14 protein-coding genes and 1 riboswitch are annotated in these 17,623 nt (G+C 61.2%); of the genes, 10 read left to right on the top strand and 4 right to left on the bottom strand.

Annotated elements, in window-relative coordinates:
• Positions 1-54 precede the first annotated feature (54 nt).
• Positions 55-259, top strand: a riboswitch (cobalamin riboswitch).
• A gap of 97 nt (positions 260-356) precedes the next feature.
• The 4 genes from HCF10_RS10560 (at position 357) to cobM (ending at position 2,467) form a co-directional block, all read left to right on the top strand.
• Complete coding sequence (locus HCF10_RS10560; protein ID WP_167655465.1) at positions 357-545, top strand: CbtB domain-containing protein; 189 nt, start codon at positions 357-359, stop codon at positions 543-545.
• Positions 546-556: 11 nt separating this feature from the next.
• The gene (locus tag HCF10_RS10555; RefSeq protein ID WP_167655464.1) at positions 557-1,261 is read left to right on the top strand and encodes a CbtA family protein; all 705 of its coding nucleotides are present in this window, start codon (positions 557-559) and stop codon (positions 1,259-1,261) included.
• The gene (locus HCF10_RS10550; RefSeq protein WP_131696629.1) at positions 1,258-1,650 is read left to right on the top strand and encodes a cobalamin biosynthesis protein; all 393 of its coding nucleotides are present in this window, start codon (positions 1,258-1,260) and stop codon (positions 1,648-1,650) included. The genes HCF10_RS10555 and HCF10_RS10550 overlap by 4 nt, the downstream gene beginning before the upstream one ends.
• 70 nt (positions 1,651-1,720) lie before the next feature.
• Positions 1,721-2,467 carry a precorrin-4 C(11)-methyltransferase gene (gene cobM, locus HCF10_RS10545; protein ID WP_131696630.1) on the top strand — a complete coding sequence of 249 codons (747 nt, stop codon included), beginning with the start codon at positions 1,721-1,723 and terminating at the stop codon, positions 2,465-2,467.
• Between the two features lie 443 nt (positions 2,468-2,910).
• Here cobM and nfuA read toward each other — a convergent pair whose 3' ends face one another.
• Both nfuA and HCF10_RS10535 read right to left on the bottom strand, forming a co-directional pair.
• Complete coding sequence (nfuA, locus tag HCF10_RS10540) at positions 2,911-3,495, bottom strand: Fe-S biogenesis protein NfuA (RefSeq protein WP_027606479.1); 585 nt, start codon at positions 3,493-3,495, stop codon at positions 2,911-2,913.
• 93 nt (positions 3,496-3,588) lie between these two features.
• Positions 3,589-5,883 (bottom strand): fatty acid cis/trans isomerase, encoded by a 2,295-nt coding sequence (locus HCF10_RS10535; RefSeq protein WP_167655463.1) that lies wholly within the window; start codon positions 5,881-5,883, stop codon positions 3,589-3,591.
• 165 nt (positions 5,884-6,048) lie between these two features.
• Here HCF10_RS10535 and metH point away from each other — a divergent pair, with 165 nt between their 5' ends.
• The gene (metH, locus tag HCF10_RS10530) at positions 6,049-9,759 is read left to right on the top strand and encodes a methionine synthase (protein WP_167655462.1); all 3,711 of its coding nucleotides are present in this window, start codon (positions 6,049-6,051) and stop codon (positions 9,757-9,759) included.
• Between the two features lie 52 nt (positions 9,760-9,811).
• Positions 9,812-10,030 carry a DUF2970 domain-containing protein gene (locus tag HCF10_RS10525; RefSeq protein ID WP_027606482.1) on the top strand — a complete coding sequence of 73 codons (219 nt, stop codon included), beginning with the start codon at positions 9,812-9,814 and terminating at the stop codon, positions 10,028-10,030.
• On the opposite strand, the gene HCF10_RS10520 is transcribed toward HCF10_RS10525, so the two are convergent.
• Positions 10,027-11,094: an ABC transporter substrate-binding protein gene (locus HCF10_RS10520; RefSeq protein ID WP_167655461.1), complete on the bottom strand. Its 1,068-nt coding sequence runs from the start codon at positions 11,092-11,094 to the stop codon at positions 10,027-10,029. The genes HCF10_RS10525 and HCF10_RS10520 overlap by 4 nt on opposite strands.
• Before the next feature lie 422 nt (positions 11,095-11,516).
• Here HCF10_RS10520 and HCF10_RS10515 point away from each other — a divergent pair, with 422 nt between their 5' ends.
• A complete protein-coding gene (locus tag HCF10_RS10515) occupies positions 11,517-13,175 on the top strand; it encodes a nitrite/sulfite reductase (RefSeq protein ID WP_167655460.1) in 1,659 nt (552 codons plus the stop codon).
• Positions 13,159-13,653, top strand: a complete 495-nt coding sequence (locus HCF10_RS10510; RefSeq protein ID WP_003235539.1) for a DUF934 domain-containing protein — start codon at positions 13,159-13,161, stop codon at positions 13,651-13,653. Before HCF10_RS10515 ends, HCF10_RS10510 begins: the two co-directional genes overlap by 17 nt.
• Positions 13,654-14,025: 372 nt before the next feature.
• On the opposite strand, the gene HCF10_RS10505 is transcribed toward HCF10_RS10510, so the two are convergent.
• Positions 14,026-14,430: a MerR family transcriptional regulator gene (locus HCF10_RS10505; protein WP_131700657.1), complete on the bottom strand. Its 405-nt coding sequence runs from the start codon at positions 14,428-14,430 to the stop codon at positions 14,026-14,028.
• 71 nt (positions 14,431-14,501) lie between these two features.
• Between HCF10_RS10505 and HCF10_RS10500 the strand changes: the two genes are divergently transcribed.
• Positions 14,502-15,734, top strand: a complete 1,233-nt coding sequence (locus HCF10_RS10500) for an NADH:flavin oxidoreductase/NADH oxidase family protein (RefSeq protein ID WP_131700656.1) — start codon at positions 14,502-14,504, stop codon at positions 15,732-15,734.
• 77 nt (positions 15,735-15,811) lie between these two features.
• The gene (gene poxB, locus HCF10_RS10495; RefSeq protein WP_167655459.1) at positions 15,812-17,536 is read left to right on the top strand and encodes a ubiquinone-dependent pyruvate dehydrogenase; all 1,725 of its coding nucleotides are present in this window, start codon (positions 15,812-15,814) and stop codon (positions 17,534-17,536) included.
• The last annotated feature ends 87 nt before the right edge of the window (positions 17,537-17,623 follow it).

The raw sequence follows: 17,623 nt of genomic DNA, 5'->3' as shown, positions 1-17,623 counted from the left end.
CTTCATAAGCGGCGCCTGGCCACCACATTTGACTCAAATCATTGCCCATGCTCTCCTACACATCTTGTTTCGGGTGCCCTTCACAGGGTGAAACGGGAAACCGGTGAGTCATAGCGTTATGACGAGTCCGGTGCTGCCCCCGCAACGGTAAGCGAGTGAAGCGTCAGATCCACTGTGCCTGTACGGCATGGGAAGGCGACGCTTTATAGACCCAGTGTCCCTCGTAAGCCCGGAGACCGGCCCGAATAACATCGAATAACAAACCCGCGGTGGGCGGGCGCTGTTAAAACCCTGCGTGCCTGGCTCGCGGGGTTTGCATGCGCTCGTTTCACCCTGACACCTGAAAGGGACGCGCCATGTCGATCATCAGCAGCACCTCGCACACCGCCAGCAGCTCCGCCACCCTCAGCCAACGCCTGACCACCGCCATCGGTGCGTCGATCCTCGGAGCGTGCCTGGTGTATTTCGCCGGCTTCTCGCATATCGAGGCGGTCCACAACGCGGCCCACGATACCCGCCACAGCGCCGCGTTCCCGTGCCACTGAGGCCTGCCGACATGATCAAGCGTATTGCGCAAACCGCAGGGTTCACCGGCTTGCTGGCCGCCCTGTTGCTGACCCTGTTGCAAAGCTTCTGGGTCGCGCCGCTGATTCTTCAGGCGGAAACCTTTGAAAAGGCCCCGGCCGCGACTGAAGTCGTGCATGAGCACGCCGCGGGCGCCGCCGCGCACACCCACAACGCCGAAGCCTGGGAACCGGAAGACGGCTGGCAGCGCGTGCTGTCGACCACCGGCGGCAACCTCGTGGTCGCTGTCGGCTTCGCCCTGATGCTCGCCGGCCTCTATACCCTGCGCGCCCCTACCCGTACGGCCCAAGGCTTGCTGTGGGGCCTGGCCGGTTACGCCACCTTTGTGCTGGCGCCCACTCTGGGCCTGCCACCGGAGCTGCCGGGCACTGCCGCCGCTGACCTGGCGCAACGGCAAATCTGGTGGATCGGCACCGCTGCCTCGACGGCGGCCGGTATTGCCCTGATCGTGTTTGGGCGCAACTGGCTGCTGAAAGTCTTGGGCGTGGCGATCCTGGTGGTGCCACATGTGATCGGCGCGCCGCAGCCGGAAACCCATTCCATGCTGGCGCCGGAAGCCCTCGAAGCGCAGTTCAAGATCGCTTCGCAGTTGACCAACGTGGCGTTCTGGCTGGCGCTCGGCCTGATCAGTGCCTGGCTGTTCCGCCGCAACCGCGACGACCAATACTCGGCATGACCCTGGTGGTCGGCCTGGGTTGCCAGCGGGGTTGTGATGTAGACACCCTGCTGGGCCTGTTTGACAGCGCCCTCGCCAATGGCGGGATTGAGCGCCAGCGTGTCACGGCACTGGCCAGCATCGACCGTAAACAGGACGAGCCTGGGTTGCTCGCCCTGGCCCGCTTGCTCAATCTGCCGTTGCAGTGCTTCAGCGCCGCGCAACTGGCGGCGTATGAAGACCGGCTGAGCCACAAATCCACCGTGGCGTTTGCCCATACCGGCTGTTATGGCATCGCCGAAAGCGCTGCCCTGGCCCTGGCCGAACAGCTCTGCGGCGGTCCTGCCCGCTTGTTGATCACTCGCCAGAAAACCGCCCAGGCCACCTTTGCATTGGCCTGCGCCGGCTAAAATCCCGATAATCGCCCTTCCCGATCATGAGCAATCTTCATGCTCGCCCGCTTTTGCACAGGAATTCTCCATGACCGTCTACTTCATCGGCGCCGGCCCCGGCGATCCGGAATTGATCACCGTCAAAGGCCAACGCCTGATCCGCAGTTGCCCGGTGATCATCTATGCCGGCTCGCTGGTGCCGGCGGCGGTGCTGGAAGGACATCAGGCGCAACAGGTGGTCAACAGCGCCGAACTGCACCTGGAACAGATCATCGAACTGATCAAGACTGCCCACGCCAACGGCCAGGATGTGGCCCGCGTGCACTCCGGCGACCCGAGCCTGTATGGCGCGATTGGCGAGCAGATCCGTTACTTGCGTGAGTTGGGCATCCCTTTCCAGATCATTCCCGGAGTAACGGCGGTGGCAGCCTGCGCCGCGTTGCTGGAAACGGAACTGACCCTGCCGGACATCGCCCAAAGCGTAATCCTGACCCGCTACGCCGATAAAACCAGCATGCCGGCCGGGGAAGACTTCGACAGCCTGGCCCGGCATGGCACGACCATGGCGATTCACCTGGGGGTCAATCATCTGGAGAAGATCGTCGCCGAACTGCTGCCACACTATGGCGCGGACTGCCCGATGGCGGTGGTACACCGGGCGACATGGCCGGATCAGGATTGGGTGGTCGGCACGCTCAGCGATATTGCCGACAAAGTCGCCGCCAAGGGCTTTCGGCGTACGGCGCTGATCGTGGTGGGCCGGGTGCTGGCCAGTGACAATTTCAGTGAGTCGTCACTGTATCGGGCCGGGCATGCGCACCTTTATCGACCTTGATTTTTTACTTCATAAAATCACACCAACACACTGATTTAACTTAAAAAATACAAAGAACAATGTGGGAGGGGGCTTGCCCCCGATGGCAATTTTTCAGCCTACTCCTGAGGCGACTGACACACCGCTATCGGGAGCAAGCTCCCTCCCACATTTGACCTTCCTTGTCAGGGAGATAGAGTCAACATTCGAATTTGATTTTTTAATTCACAAATCATCAACAACACGCTGATTTAACTGAATAAATGCAAAAAAATGTGGGAGGGAGCTTGCTCCCGATAGCGGTGTGTCAGCTTCCTCATGAGACGACTGAGGCACCGCTATCGGGAGCAAGCCCCTCCCACACTTGATCTTTATTGTTAGATAGATGGTGTAAGAGCTTGAATTAAAAGAATAAAAAAACGGCGCTCACGGGCGCCGTTTTTTGTTCGCAGTGAACGCCTTACTCAGTAGTAGGCGTTTTCTTTCTGCGTGTGGTCTGTCACGTCACGGACGCCCTTGAGCTCCGGAATGCGCTCCAGCAAAGTGCGCTCAATGCCTTCACGCAGGGTCACGTCCGCCTGGCCACAGCCTTGGCAGCCGCCGCCGAACTTCAATACGGCGATGCCGTCATCGACGACGTCGATCAAGCTGACCTGACCGCCGTGGCTGGCCAGCCCCGGGTTGATCTCGGTTTGCAGGTAGTAGTTGATGCGCTCGTTGACCGGGCTGTCGGCGTTGACGTTCGGCACCTTGGCGTTGGGCGCCTTGATGGTCAACTGGCCGCCCATACGGTCGGTGGCGTAGTCGACCACGGCATCGTCCAGGAAGGCTTCGCTGAAGTTGTCGATATACGCGGTGAAGCTTTTCAGCCCCAGGGCGGTGTCTTCAGGTTTCTCTTCACCGGGCTTGCAGTAGGCAATGCACGTCTCGGCGTACTGGGTGCCAGGCTGGGTGATAAAGACGCGGATGCCGATACCCGGGGTATTCTGCTTGGACAGCAGGTCAGCCAGGTAATCGTGGGCGGCGTCGGTAATGGTTATGGCAGTCATGGAAACTCCTCACAGGCTTGCCGGCAGTTTACGCCAAAATATTACGCAGGTACAAAGTCCTAGTAATTTTGTCGGAAAAGACTCTCGCCCCAGTCAGAGGTTTTCATAACGGTTCATATCCAGCACCCCCTCTTCCACTGGCGTGGTTTCGCGGATGTACTGGGACAAATCGTGGAAATACTGCCAGAACAACGGATGGCTGCGGCGTATACCCCAACGATCGACGATTTTTTCAAAGCGCTTGGCGTCCTTGGCCCGCTCCATTTCAGCCACGAACTCCGGCACTTCCTGCGCAGGAATATTGAACATGAAGTTCGGGTAGCTGCTGAGCACGCCCGGATAGAGGGTCAGCGTGTCGAGGCCTGGCTGATAACGGTAGGCCTCACCGAGCAGGAAGGCCACGTTACTGTGAGCGCGGTTGCGCAGCAGGCTGTAGACCACACGCCGGCCGCTGGCGGTTTCGATGCGCAGCATCGTGGCTTCGGGCAACTGGTCGATCACCTTGAGCCCCGCCGCCGGGCGCGAGGTCAGGCGGCTGAGCGCCTGCTCCGCATCCTGCAACGCCGGGTCGATACCATCACGCGAGCAGTACGCCCCGGCGCAACGGTTGATCGGGTCCGGGCTGGCGTTCAGGTAGCCGTAGCGGGTAAGCAATTGGTTGGCAAAGTCACGCTTCGGGTCTTTTTCATCCAGATGCAAGCCAGTGGGCTTATCGTCATCGATCGCCTCATAGTCCAGCCACAGCTTGATCTTGCCGCTGTTCTGGTACCAATCATCCATAAAGGCGTCGCGGCTATCGGCGGGCATCAGGCGCAGGAAGTTCTGCTCGGCGCCGTTGCGGATCAGGTCGAAGTACAGCCGGGTCTGGGCCTGGTGCGATACGTTGCCGAACACGTCGAAGTTGACCACCAACTGGTAATAGGTGCGCTCGAGCAATGGAAAGTCGAACAACCACATCGTCTGCGGGACTTCACCGATCAGGCCTTTATTGACCGAGGCACTGTCAAAGTGGCGGAAGATGCTTAACAGCGCGTTGTCGTTGCCGGCCCATAGCGTCGACCAAGTGGGCGCCGGCAGCTCGGCATAGCTGTCTCGCCGCAACGCTTCGTACTGGTTGCGCTTATCACGGTACTTGAGCCACAGGCTGAGCACGCTGCCCACGTCGTCATTCTGCCCTGGCATCGCCAGCAACGGCGTGGCCTGGCCGCGATAGCGAGCATCGGTGATGTACAGGTCGTGGTCGGGCGCCTGGAACAACGCCCAGAAATTGTCGCGGATCACATCCGTGGCAATTTGCCCGCGACACACCGGCCCGCGAATAAACGTGCGCACGAAGTACTCGGCGTTATCCAGCATGAACTGGTAGCGCGCCTGGGCGGGAATCGCCTCGAATGTCTCGAAAGGATTGGCACGACGGCCGGGGCCATAGCCCGGCAAGGCGCTGGCCTGCCAGTCACCGCTGTAGAACAAGGCTTTGATCCGCGCCATTTTTTCTGCGCTGAGGGGGTATGTGATGTGAGTCTTGTGGACGATCACCCCTTGTACGGGCCACAGGCGGTAGTACACGCGGGTGCCGGGATCGTCATTGGGACGACGGGTGTTGATCAGGTCAATCGGCTGGCCGCTGGGGGTACGCGAGCGCACCCACTGGAAGAAATGCCCCGGCTCACCGCCTTCGAAATAGAGGTGCGCAATAAACAAATGCTCGAACAGCCAACGGGCCACCAGGCTTTCCCGGGCGCCGGGGGCATTGAACAGGTTTTCCCATTGCAGCACCTGCGCGGCTTCCTGGGCACTGGGGGCCACACCTTGCTCGTCAATCGGTGCACCGGAGGCCAGCCAGCGTTGCAGCGTCTGGTATTGCTGGTCGCTCAAGCCAGTTACGGCCAGAGGCATGCCTTCATTGGGGTGAGCACCGGCGTAAGCGTCGAACTCTCCCGGCAACGGGCACATATTCTCGCGGTTAAGGCCCAGCACAATATCAGCGGGCAACTTGGCGTTGGGTTGTAACGGCGCGCCGCGATGACCGAGTTCGAGCATGCGCGCCATCAGCGCAGCTTGGCTGCCTTGGGCGTCGAGTACTGAGCTGAAGCCTTCGCGCTGCCAGGCAGCTTTGCCGAACGCGTCATAGAACAGGCGGGTCGGCTTGGTCGCCTGGCTACGTTCGCCATCGTAGACCGGCATCTTACTGGCGCCCCGCGTCGCGCCCTCGGCACTGCCTAGGTTCAATTGGCAGGCCGAGTCGTAGCACGCATGGCAAGCCACGCACTTCTCGGTGAAGATGGGTTGGATGTCGCGGGTATAAGAGATCGCCGAAGAGGGACCTTCCGCCAACGCGGTACTGGCTATCAAGGCCAGGACGGCGCTGACGATAAGACGAAGTGACATGTATCCGGTCCCGATTCAATACGTGCGATTTAAAGTGGCGGTGATTCTAGCGGGCCATGCCCTCCATCAACATGAACGATATTCATGCAAAACCTGTACATGCCGCAAATCCGCACAGGTTTGTTATGATCCACGCCCTCCGTAATGCCTGACCAGAGTAGTCCCATGTCCGATCGTAGCGCTCGTCTGCAAGCCCTTCACCACGCCCTCAAGGAACGCATCCTGATCCTCGACGGCGGCATGGGCACGATGATCCAGAGCTATAAACTGGAAGAACATGACTACCGCGGCAAGCGCTTCGCCGACTGGCCGAGCGACGTCAAGGGCAACAACGACCTGCTGGTGCTCACCCGCCCGGACGTGATCGGCGGGATCGAGAAGGCCTACCTGGACGCCGGTGCCGACATCCTCGAGACCAACACCTTCAACGCCACCCGTATCTCCATGGCCGACTACGGCATGGAAGAGCTGGCCTATGAACTGAACGTCGAAGGCGCACGCCTGGCACGCAAGATCGCCGATGCCAAGACCGCCGAGAACCCGGCCAAGCCGCGCTTCGTTGCCGGCGTCCTCGGACCGACCAGCCGCACCTGCTCGCTGTCGCCCGATGTGAACAACCCCGGCTACCGCAACGTCACCTTCGATGAACTGGTGGAGAACTACACCGAGGCCACCAAAGGCCTGATCGAGGGCGGCGCCGACCTGATCCTGATCGAGACCATCTTCGACACCCTCAACGCCAAGGCTGCGATCTTCGCCGTACAGGGTGTGTTCGAAGCGCTCGGTATCGAATTGCCGATCATGATCTCCGGCACCATCACCGACGCCTCCGGCCGTACCTTGTCGGGCCAGACCACTGAAGCCTTCTGGAACTCGGTCGCCCACGCCAAGCCGATTTCCGTGGGCCTGAACTGCGCCCTCGGCGCCAGCGAGCTGCGCCCTTACCTGGAAGAGCTGTCCAACAAAGCCAACACCCACGTGTCTGCGCACCCGAACGCCGGCTTGCCCAACGAGTTCGGCGAATACGACGAACTGCCGTCGGAAACCGCCAAGGTCATCGAAGAGTTCGCCCAGAGCGGCTTCCTCAATATCGTCGGCGGCTGCTGCGGCACCACTCCGGGCCATATTGAAGCCATCGCCAAGGCCGTGGCCGGCTACGCGCCGCGCCCGATCCCGGACATCCCCAAGGCTTGCCGCCTGTCGGGCCTGGAGCCGTTCACGATTGATCGCAGTTCGTTGTTCGTCAACGTCGGCGAGCGCACCAACATCACCGGTTCTGCGCGTTTCGCCCGCTTGATCCGGGAAGACAACTACACCGAAGCCCTGGAAGTCGCCCTGCAGCAGGTGGAAGCCGGCGCCCAGGTGATCGACATCAACATGGACGAGGGCATGCTCGATTCGAAGAAGGCCATGGTGACCTTCCTCAATCTGATTGCCGGCGAGCCGGACATCTCCCGCGTACCGATCATGATCGACTCCTCCAAGTGGGAAGTGATCGAAGCCGGCCTCAAGTGCATCCAGGGCAAGGGCATCGTCAACTCCATCAGCATGAAGGAAGGCGTCGAGCAGTTCATTCACCACGCCAAGCTGTGCAAGCGCTACGGCGCCGCCGTGGTGGTGATGGCCTTCGACGAAGCCGGCCAGGCCGACACCGAAGCGCGCAAGAAGGAAATCTGCAAACGTTCCTACGACATCCTGGTGAATGAAGTCGGCTTCCCGCCGGAAGACATCATCTTTGACCCGAACATCTTCGCGGTCGCCACCGGTATCGAGGAGCACAACAACTACGCCGTCGACTTCATCAACGCCTGCGCCTATATCCGCGACGAGCTGCCGTACGCGCTGACCTCCGGCGGGGTGTCCAACGTGTCGTTCTCGTTCCGCGGCAATAACCCGGTGCGTGAGGCGATCCACTCGGTGTTCCTGCTGTACGCGATCCGCAACGGCCTGACCATGGGTATCGTCAACGCCGGCCAGCTGGAGATCTACGACCAGATCCCGGCCGAGCTGCGCGATGCCGTGGAAGATGTAGTCCTCAACCGCACCCCGGAAGGCACCGACGCCCTCCTCGCCATCGCCGACAAGTACAAGGGCGACGGCAGCGTAAAAGAGGCCGAGACCGAAGAATGGCGCGGCTGGCCGGTCAACAAGCGCCTGGAACACGCGCTGGTCAAGGGCATCACCACCCATATCGTCGAAGACACCGAAGAATCGCGGCAGTCGTTCGCGCGTCCGATCGAAGTGATCGAAGGCCCGTTGATGTCCGGCATGAACATCGTCGGCGACCTGTTCGGCGCCGGCAAAATGTTCCTGCCCCAGGTGGTGAAATCCGCCCGCGTGATGAAGCAGGCCGTGGCCCACTTGATCCCGTTCATCGAGCTGGAAAAAGGCGACAAGCCGGAAGCCAAGGGCAAGATCCTGATGGCCACGGTGAAAGGCGACGTGCATGACATCGGCAAGAACATCGTCGGCGTGGTGCTCGGTTGCAACGGCTATGACATCGTCGACCTCGGCGTGATGGTGCCGGCCGAGAAGATCCTGCAGGTGGCCAAGGAGCAGAAGTGCGACATTATCGGGCTGTCCGGCCTGATCACGCCGTCCCTGGACGAGATGGTGCATGTGGCCCGCGAGATGCAACGCCAGGACTTCCACCTGCCACTGATGATCGGCGGCGCGACCACCTCCAAGGCGCACACGGCGGTGAAGATCGAGCCCAAGTACAGCAACGATGCAGTGATCTACGTCACCGACGCCTCCCGCGCGGTGGGCGTGGCCACGCAGCTGCTGTCCAAGGAACTGAAGGCCGGCTTCGTCGAGAAGACCCGCCTGGAATACATCGACGTGCGTGAGCGCACCTCCAACCGCAGCGCGCGCACCGAACGCCTGAGCTACCCGGCGGCCATCGCCAAGAAGCCGCAGTTCGACTGGAGCACCTACGCGCCGGTCAAGCCCACCTTCACCGGTTCCCGGGTACTGGACAATATCGACCTCAACGTCCTGGCCGAGTACATCGACTGGACACCGTTCTTTATCTCCTGGGACCTGGCCGGCAAGTTCCCGCGCATCCTTACCGATGAAGTGGTGGGTGAAGCCGCCACCGCGCTGTACGCCGACGCCCAGGAAATGCTCAGGAAGCTGATCGACGAAAAACTCATCAGCGCCCGTGCGGTGTTCGGTTTCTGGCCGACCAACCAGGTGCAGGACGATGACCTGGAAGTCTACGGTGAAGACGGCCAGCCGATTGCCAAACTGCATCACCTGCGCCAGCAGATCATCAAGACCGACGGCAAGCCGAACTTCTCCCTGGCCGACTTCGTGGCACCAAAAGACAGCGGCGTGACCGACTACATCGGTGGCTTCATCACCACCGCCGGCATCGGCGCCGAAGAAGTGGCCAAGGCTTACCAGGACGCGGGCGACGACTACAACTCGATCATGGTCAAGGCCCTGGCCGACCGCCTGGCCGAGGCCTGTGCCGAGTGGCTGCACCAGCAGGTGCGTAAGGAACACTGGGGCTACGCCAAGGACGAGCAACTGGATAATGAGGCGCTGATCAAGGAGCAATACAGCGGCATCCGCCCTGCCCCCGGTTACCCGGCGTGTCCGGATCACACCGAGAAAGCCCAGTTGTTCCAACTGCTCGACCCCGAGGCCCGCGAAATGCACGCTGGGCGCAGCGGAGTGTTCCTCACCGAGCATTACGCGATGTTCCCGGCGGCGGCGGTCAGCGGCTGGTACTTCGCCCACCCGCAGGCGCAGTACTTTGCGGTGGGCAAGGTCGACAAGGACCAGGTAACCAGCTACACCGCGCGCAAGGGCCAGGACCTGGCCGTGACCGAGCGCTGGCTGGCGCCGAACCTGGGTTACGACAACTAAGCCGGCCTGGATTGTCTATGCTGTCCGTCACACACCTTTTGTCGAGGGATGTATGGACGATCCAGTCAACAACAAACCGCCGACCTTCTGGCAGATGCTCCACAGCGTCATGGCCGCCGCCTTTGGCGTGCAGAGCGGCAAAAATCGCGCGCGGGACTTCACCCACGGCAAGCCCAGCCACTTCGTGATCCTGGGCATTCTGTTTACGGCGGTGTTTGCCTTGACCTTGTTTGGAATCGTCAAGTTGGTGCTGCACCTGGCCGGCGTCTAGCGCAGTAACAGGTGCAGGCTGAACGGGTAACGATAGGACGCCGGCTTACCCTGGGCGGACAGCGCGCGAAAATTCACCGACGGTGTCGGCCCCAACAAGCGCCGCGCCTGGCCGGCATCGATCAATTGGAACAAGGCCAACTGACGGTCGCGCCCGCCGTATGCGCCAATGTCCAGGCCCTTGGCATCATCATGAACCAATACCATGGCCCAGCCACCGACGGTGAAATGCCCGGCGACCAAGGATGATAAGCGTCCGTCCAATCGCGCCTGCAAGATCTCCGGCGAACTGTTGAGTGCGCTGAACAGCACATCCTTACCCGGCAACCGTCCACTGGCCTGCAACGCTTGCATGGCACCCAGTGCCATCTGATCGTTGGCCGACCACACCAGCGCCGTCTGCGGGTAGCGCTTGAACAGTTGCGTCGCTTGCTCGAAGGCGCGTTCGCGGCTCCACTCACCGTAGACCAACTGACGCAGGCGCACCTCGGGATGCTCGGCCAGCGCCCGCCGCATGCCTCGCTCACGCAGTTGCGCGACCGGCGTGGTCTTGACGCCGGAAAAGGCCAGCAGATCGAGGGATTGGCCGGGGCCAACCGGGCCGTGCTGGCTCAACAGGTCACGGAGCATCAGGTAACCAGCCTGTTCATCGTCAGCGACCAGGCTGCCGATCAAACGGATGCCACGGCGGGCTCCCAGCAATTGCTCCTGATCGGGGGTCAGCGCACTGTTCACGAGCAGCAGCTTGACGCCACTGCCCTCGGCCATGCGCAGGATCTGCGGCGCAACGTACTGCTCATTCACCAGTATCAGGTAATCAGGCCGCTGGCTGCCTTGCAGCACCTCACGCGCCTGGAGCAGCGTGTTGTCGGTACTACGCTCGCCATAACGCACACGCAAATCCAGGCCGAGGTCCTTGGCGGCGGCCTGCATGAATTGCGTGTAGCTGACCCAGAAGGTTTCCGTCGACATGCCCGGATTGAGAAACACCACCGACGTTGCATGAGCCATCACCCCATACGTCGATCCCAGCAACCAGAAATACGTAATCAACACCTTCAACATGGATGCTTGAGCCTCGAAAATAGGCCGCCATGATAGTGGCAATGCCTGAACCAATCGAGGCTCAATCAACGTCCTTTATTGGTGGCTGACCCAGAATACGGCCGTTCCCACCACCAGAATGATCAAGAACAGAATGGCCCAGGCATCGACGGTACTGTCAGGTTTACGGGCTTTTGTCGGATTGCTCATTGCATCGCCTCTTGTCGGTTTTATAGGTGATTGCACTCAAACACGCTCACAGTAAAGTTCACGATTGCCCGCATGACAAATGTGGGTATCACGATAACCCTTCTCATTAGTCATTTTGGTTATGTGCATATACTCAAACATCACTTTTGCGCATAAACGCAAACTGGTATCGTGCGCCGGCTCCGTTGGGAGTGCGCGGCCGTGCGCGCAGATTTGCCGAGAACAGGACCTATATGTACGTATACGACGAATACGATCAGCGCATCATCGAGGACCGCGTCAAGCAGTTCCGTGATCAGACCCGACGCTACCTAGCAGGTGAACTGAGCGAAGAAGAGTTCCGCCCTCTGCGCCTGCAAAATGGCCTTTATGTTCAGCGCTTTGCGCCGATGCTGCGGGTGGCCGTGCCTTATGGACAACTGACTTCGCGCCAGACCCGCATGATGGCCAAGATTGCCCGCGACTTCGACAAAGGCTATGCCCACATCAGTACCCGCCAGAACGTGCAGTTCAACTGGCCAGCCCTGGAAGATGTGCCGGATATCCTGGCTGAACTGGCCACCGTGCAGATGCACGCCATTCAGACCAGCGGTAACTGCCTGCGCAACGTGACCACCGACCAATTCGCCGGAGTTGCCGCCGACGAGCTGATCGACCCACGCCCGTGGTGTGAAATCGTCCGTCAATGGACCACCTTCCACCCCGAGTTCGCCTACCTGCCCCGCAAGTTCAAGATCGCCATCAATGGCTCGAGCTCGGACCGTGCAGCCATCGAAGTACACGATATCGGCCTGGAGCCGGTGTACAACGCGGCCGGCGAGCTGGGTTTCCGTGTCCTGGTGGGTGGCGGCCTGGGCCGTACCCCGGTGGTCGGTGCTTTTATCAACGAGTTCCTGCCATGGCAGGACCTGCTGAGCTACCTCGACGCCATCCTGCGGGTCTACAACCGCTACGGCCGTCGTGACAACAAGTACAAGGCGCGGATCAAGATCCTCGTCAAGGCGCTGACCCCTGAGGTGTTCGCCCAGAAAGTCGATGCCGAGATGGAGCACCTGCGCGGCGGCCAGACCACCCTGACCGAAGCCGAAGTGCACCGTGTGGCCAAGCACTTCGTCGACCCTGAGTACAAGGCCCTGAGCAATCAGGACGCCGAGCTCGCAGCGCTCGACCAGCAGCACCCAGGCTTTGCCCGCTGGCGCACCCGCAACACCCTGGCGCACAAAAAGCCGGGCTATGTGGCGGTGACCCTGTCGCTGAAACCGACCGGTGTTGCACCGGGCGACATCACCGACAAGCAGCTGGACGCCGTCGCCGACCTGGCCGAGCGCTACAGCTTTGGCCAGCTGCGCACCTCCCACGAGCAGAACATCATTCTCGCGGACGTTGAGCAGGGCCAACTGTTCACCCTGTGGGGCGAGCTGCGCGAAGGCGGTTTCGCCACGCCGAACATCGGCCTGCTGACCGACATCATCTGCTGCCCGGGCGGCGACTTCTGCTCCCTGGCCAACGCCAAGTCGATCCCGATTGCCGAATCGATCCAGCGCCGTTTCGACGACCTGGACTACCTGTTCGACATCGGCGAGCTGGACCTGAACATCTCCGGTTGCATGAACGCCTGTGGTCACCACCACGTCGGCCACATCGGCATCCTGGGCGTGGACAAGAAAGGCGAAGAATTCTACCAAGTGTCCCTGGGTGGCAGCGCCAGCCGCGATGCGAGCCTGGGCAAGATCCTTGGCCCATCCTTCGCCCAGGAAGCCATGCCCGAGGTGATCGGCAAGCTGATCGACGTGTACATCGAACAGCGCACCGAAGATGAGCGTTTCATCGACACCTACCAGCGCATCGGCATTGACCTGTTCAAGGAGCGCGTCTATGCAGCGAATCATTAAGAACAACGAAGTCCTCGACGAAACCTGGCACCTGCTGCCCAAGGACGCGAGCTTCGACGGCATTTCCAACTGCGACGACCTGATCGTGCCGCTGGCGCTGTGGCGCGAACATGGCCACGCCCTCAAGGCTCGCGACGGCGGCCTGGGTGTTTGGCTGGACGCCGATGAAGAAGCCGAGGAGATCGGCGCAGACGTGGAACACTTCCAGGTCATCGCCCTGAACTTCCCGGCCTTCACCGACGGTCGCAACTACTCCAACGCACGGTTGCTGCGTGACCGCTATGGTTACAAAGGCGAGCTGCGGGCGATTGGCGACGTGTTGCGCGACCAACTGTTCTACCTGCGCCGTTGCGGGTTCGATGCCTTCGCCTTGCGCGCCGACAAAGACCCGTACGAAGCGCTGGAAAGCCTCAAGGACTTCTCGGTGACGTACCAGGCTGCAACGGACGAACCGCTGCCGCTGTTCCGTCGTCGCTGAGCATCAAATGTGGGAGGGGGGGGGGTTGCTCCCGTGACGGCTCTGGAGCTGACAACGCTGTAACTGATGCCCCGCGCTAAATGTGGGAGGGGCGGTGCGACGATTCGACTTGCTCCCGATGGCGGCCTCTGGGCCGCCCATGTGCTTGGGTTGGAATGAGTACATATCCATTGCTGCGGTAACGGCTACTTATGGTTTCGCTCTTACAGCGAATCACTTTTGGAGAGGCCCAAAAGTAAGCCAATGTATGGTCAGCCCACCCCCTGGCCGCCTGAGATCAAGATCTAAAGCAAGATCAAGGGCGGCTCGCTTCGCATCGTGGTTAGCGTTGGCTGCTACGTTGTGTCGATACCTATACTCATCGAAGCTTGTTCAGGCACCGATCTTAATCGACGCCAGCACCTGCTTCTGCCCCATGGAGCACGGCACGCCTTCCGGCTGCGCCCGGACCGCGTCGATCACGCCCAGCAACTGCGCCTTGCTATGAGCCAACTGCGCCTGCATCGCCTCGATCTGCGTCACCTTGCGCTCCAGCGCCTCGATCAACTCCTCGCGCTTGTGCTCCCCCGGCGCGGGCATTAGCGCCTTGAGTTCCTGCAAGGTAAACCCGGCCTGCTGTGCGCTCTGGATCAGTTGCAGCGTTTGCAGGGCATCGGGCGCATAGCGTCGATACCCGTTGGCCTGGCGCCCCACCTGGCTGATCAACCCTTCGGACTCATAGAAGCGGATACGCGACGCCGCCAACCCACTCTGCTTTGCCAGCTCACCAATATTCATCAAAACGCCCGCTTGACATTAAAGTTAACTTTAAGCTTAGCCTGAGGCCTCCCAAGCTCCGGAGTCAACTCATGTCACCCTTCGACCCCTTGCAACTGCCCAATGGCCAGGTCCTCGCCAATCGCATCGCCAAGGCAGCGATGGAAGAGAATATGGCGGACGCCGATCAAGCGCCTTCCCGTGAATTGAAGCAGCTGTACACCGCCTGGGCCAACGGCGAGCCCGGCCTGCTGTTGACTGGCAATGTGATGATCGACCGCCGTGCCATGACCGGTCCCGGCGGCGTTGCCCTCGAAGACGAACAGCATCTGGACAGCTTTCGCGAATGGGCCGATGTGGCCCGCGACAAGGGTGTGCACTTTTGGGTACAGCTCAGTCATCCGGGACGCCAGACCATGGCCAACCTCGGCCAGCAAGCCCTGGCGCCCTCCGCGATTGCACTGGACCTCGGCAGCTTTTCGAAGATGTTTGCCAAGCCCAGGGCCATGACCGAGGACGACATTCAAGACGTGATCAAACGCTTCGCCACCAGCGCACGCCTGGCCGAGAAAGCCGGGTTCACCGGGGTGCAGATCCACGGCGCGCACGGTTACCTGCTCAGCCAGTTTCTCTCGCCGTTGAGCAACCACCGAACTGACCGCTGGGGGGGCTCGCTGGAGAACCGTGCGCGCCTGCTGCTGGAGGTGATCCACGCGGTTCGCGCCAGCGTCAGCCCGTCCTTTTGCGTCGCGGTAAAGCTCAACTCAGCGGATTTCCAGCGCGGCGGATTCGCAGAGGCCGATGCGCGTGCAGTGGTGGAGATGCTCAACCCCTTGCCCATCGACCTGCTGGAATTGTCCGGAGGCAGCTACGAAGCACCGGCCATGCAAGGCGATGCGCGGGACGGTCGCACCTTGGCCCGTGAAGCGTACTTCCTGGAGTTTGCCAAGGAACTGGCGACTATCGCCCGGATGCCGTTGATGGTCACCGGCGGCATTCGCCGCCTGCCCATCGTGCAGCAGGTGCTGGACAGCGGTATTGCCATGGCCGGCATTGCTACCGCCCTGACGCTGGAACCGCAACTGATCAAACACTGGCACGAGGGGCGCGACCTCAACCCGCAACTCAAACCGATCAGTTGGCAGCGCAAACCCTTGGCCGCCCTCGCCACCCTGGCCGTAGTGCGTGACCAGATGCGCCGCCTGAGCCGCGGCCGCTTGCCCAATGCCAAGGTCGCGCCGTGGCTGGCATTGGTGCGCGACCAATGGTTTATCGCCCGGCGCACCCGGCAATACCGCGCGGCCATGACGCAATCTTCACATTAAAGGCGGAGCATTCGCCGTGATCGAACTGTCCCCTATTGATCAGCCGCTTTTAACCTCACTGACGATTGGAGTTCTTCATGGCGAAAATCAACCTGGCCCAGCAATTGGCGACCACCCTTGAACAGGCGGGCATCAAGCGTATCTGGGGCCTGACCGGCGACAGCCTCAACGGCCTCACCGATGCCCTGCGCACCATGGACAGCATCGAGTGGATGCACGTGCGCCACGAAGAAGTCGCCGCATTCGCTGCCGGTGCCGAAGCGGCGGCCACGGGTGAACTGACCGTATGCGCCGGCAGTTGCGGACCGGGCAACCTGCACTTGATCAATGGCCTGTTCGACTGCCATCGCAACCACGTACCAGTGCTGGCGATTGCTGCGCAAATCCCCTCCTCCGAGATCGGCCTGAACTACTTCCAGGAGACCCATCCCCAGGAACTGTTCAAAGAATGCAGCCACTTTATCGAGCTGGTCACCAACCCCGAGCAGATGCCCCACGTGCTGCACCGTGCCATGCGTTCGGCGATCCTCAATCGCGGCGTGGCGGTGGTGGTGATTCCGGGGGACGTGTCGTTGCTGGAGGTGGAAGACAAGCTCAAGCCCTGGCCGGCCCTGCACGCACCGCGCACCCTGCCGGCGGAACAGGACCTGCTGCGCCTGACCGAGATCCTTGAAAGCAGCGAGAAAGTCACCCTGCTCTGCGGCAGTGGCTGCGCCGGTGCCCACGATCAAGTGGTGGCCCTGGCCGACACGCTGGGGGCGCCGGTGGTGCACGCCCTGCGCGGCAAGGAGCATGTGGAGTGGGATAACCCGTTCGACGTGGGCATGACCGGCCTGATCGGCTTCAGCTCCGGTTACCACGCCATGCTCGACTGCGACACGCTGATCATGCTCGGCACTGACTTTCCGTACCGCCAGTTCTACCCCACCGACGCAAAAATCATCCAGGTCGATCGCAACCCGCAGGCCCTGGGGCGGCGCGCCACGCTGGACCTGGGAATCGCTGCCGATGTGAGCGAGACCCTCGGCGCGCTGCTGCCGCGCCTGACCCGCAAGACCGACCGCAGCTTCCTCGATACCTCGCTTAAGCACTACGAAAAAGCCCGCCAGGGCCTGGACGACCTGGCGCAACCGTCAAAGGCCAACCGGCCGATCCACCCGCAATACGTGGCGCGTCTGCTCAGCGAACTGGCGGACGACAATGCAATCTTCACCGCCGACGTGGGCTCGCCGACCGTGTGGGCCGCGCGCTACCTGAAAATGAATGGCAAGCGTCGCCTGATCGGCTCGTTCAACCACGGCTCCATGGCCAATGCCATGCCCCAGGCGATTGGCGCGCAGGCGGCCTTCCCTGGGCGCCAGGTGATCTCGATGTCCGGTGACGGCGGCTTTGCCATGCTGATGGGGGATTTCATTTCACTGGCGCAGCTGAAATTGCCCGTGAAAGTGATCGTGTTCGATAACTCGTCGCTGGGCTTTGTCGCCATGGAAATGAAGGCTGCGGGTTATCTGGATGCCGGCACCGAGCTGAAAAACCCGGACTTCGCCGCCATGTCCAACGCCATGGGCATCCTCGGCATTCGCGTGGAGCAATCCGAAGACCTGGAACCGGCCCTGCTCCGCGCCCTGGCCCATGATGGCCCGGTGCTGGTAGATGTGGTGACGGCCACCCAGGAACTGGTGATGCCGCCGAGCATCAAGCTGGAACAGGCCAAGGGCTTCAGCCTGTACATGCTTAAGGCGGTGATGAGTGGGCGCGGCGATGAGGTGATCGAGTTGGCGCGGACTAACTGGTTGCGCTGATCCAATACTGTGGGAGGGGCTTGTCCCCCGATTATGGTGTGTCAGCCAATGAATCCGGTGGCTGACAAAGAGCAATCGGGGGCTAGC

The sequence above is a fragment of the Pseudomonas sp. B14(2022) genome, from assembly GCF_012030485.1.
Lineage (GTDB): Bacteria > Pseudomonadota > Gammaproteobacteria > Pseudomonadales > Pseudomonadaceae > Aquipseudomonas.
Note: the sequence above shows the minus strand (reverse complement) of the source record. Positions and strands in the feature narration are given on the sequence as shown.